Source organism: Nocardiopsis sp. TNDT3 (genome assembly GCF_003427465.1).
Lineage (GTDB): Bacteria > Actinomycetota > Actinomycetes > Streptosporangiales > Streptosporangiaceae > Nocardiopsis > Nocardiopsis dassonvillei.
In genome coordinates this window covers 1-1,668 of sequence record NZ_QPFC01000712.1, presented here as the reverse complement: position 1 = coordinate 1,668, position 1,668 = coordinate 1, and the positions used below count along the sequence as shown (strand labels likewise).

The 1,668-nt window shown below is 73.7% G+C and carries 1 protein-coding gene and 1 pseudogene; both read right to left on the bottom strand.

What is annotated here, in order from left to right; genetic code table 11:
• Positions 1-106 precede the first annotated feature (106 nt).
• On the bottom strand, positions 107-1,468 hold the full coding sequence (locus DQW06_RS17675; RefSeq protein ID WP_232238649.1) for an MFS transporter: 1,362 nt from the start codon (positions 1,466-1,468) through the stop codon (positions 107-109).
• 56 nt (positions 1,469-1,524) lie between these two features.
• Positions 1,525-1,668 (bottom strand): annotated as a pseudogene (locus tag DQW06_RS29915) (short chain dehydrogenase); the annotation flags it as partial.

The following is a 1,668-nucleotide window of genomic DNA, read 5'->3' as shown; positions in this document are numbered from 1 at the left end:
GGGCCGGGTGGTGTGCCCACGGGTTCCGGCCCGGGCGGACGGGACGGGACGGGATCACGGTCCCCGGACCCGCGGCGGCCCGGTTGGTGTGCCGTTCTCGGGCCGCTCAGCCGTGTGCCCGGGCCCGCGGCCTGTCCGGGGAGCCGTGGGCGTCGCCGCTCCCGGCGATGTCGCTCAGCACCTCGGAGGCGGCGAGTTCGTCACGGGCGGCGAGGCGGTCGAAGCCGTTGACGGCGGGGTAGACGTAGCGGCCCAGGGTCGCGATGAGGACCGCGCCGACGACGAGGACGCCCATCAGGACGGGGATGACGGGGTCGTAGGAGCCCAGCAGGTCGTACCCCAGCCCGAGGAGCAGCGGCCCCAGCGCGCTGCCCAGGAGGAACGCGGCCTGGACCAGGCCCAGGATGCGGCCGAAGTAGCGCGTGCCCAGGTAGCGGGTGATGAGCAGGGCGAGCAGGTCGCCCTCGATGCCGAAGGCGACGCCGATGAAGGCGACCGCGACGGCCGCGGCACCGAACGGCGGCTCCAGGAAGAACATCCCGGCGATGGGGGCGATCATCACGATCGGACCGATGACGCACGCGTGCACCCGGTCGAGGATGAGGCCGCCCGCCACCCGGCCCACCAGCGAGGCGAGTCCGAAGACGACCAGCAGGGTGGCGGCCTGGTCGGCGCTCAGCCCGCGGTCGGTCATCATCGGCACGAGGTGGACCTGGAGGCCGTAGACGACGACCCCGACCAGGCCCAGCCCGAGCGCGATGCCCCAGAACTGCCGGGTGCGGACCGCCTCGCCGACCGTCAGGCCGGGGAGTTCGAGGCTGACCTCGCGGCCCTCCACCCGGGCCTCCCGGACGAGTCGTCCGCGCACGTGCCGTTCGGCGCGGGCGCGCACGAACAGGGTGACCATCGTGACCGACACCAGGACCGAGATCAGCGCCATGAGGCCGTAGGCCGTCCGCCATCCGACGCCTTCGATGAGCGCTCCGGCCAGCAGCGGGGCCAGGGCCGAGCCCAGCCCGATGATGCCCGTCACCACTCCGACGGCGAGGGCGCGGTTGTTGTCGAACCAGCTCACCACCGCCCTGGTGGCGGGCACGGCCGTCCCGGCCCCGAAGAAGCCCACGAAGAAGCACGGGACGAGGTAGACCCACTCGACCGGCGGCACCAGCCCGATCAGCGCCATCGAGGCCGCGAACAGCACGAACCCCGGCACGAGGATGTACCGCGCGGCGAAGCGGTCCACGAGCTGGGCGACGATGACCAGGCCGATCGCCATCCCGACCGCCGCGACCGAGAAGGCCCCGGTGACGGTCGTGCGGCTGAAGCCGGTGTCCTCCACGATCGGCAGGACGAACAGGCCGATGGTGGCCAGGTACATCTGGGGGCCGACGGCGTTGGCGGTGCCGCTGCCGACGAGCACCCACCAGGGGCTCCTGGGTCTCGGCGTGCGGGGGGCGGCGGTACTCATGCGGTCTCCGTGGGTTGTGGGGCGGTCGGGCAGGCGGTGGCGGTCGGACAGGGCGGTCAGACGGCGGCGGGGAAGGAGACCCTGGTCAGCTCCTCGGAGACCTGCCAGACGCGCGCGGCCTCCCGGGCGCTGCGCAGCGGCGGGTACAGCCGCTGCTCGGACGGCGGGCCGCCCAGCCTCCCGAGGCCGCTGGGGCTGTA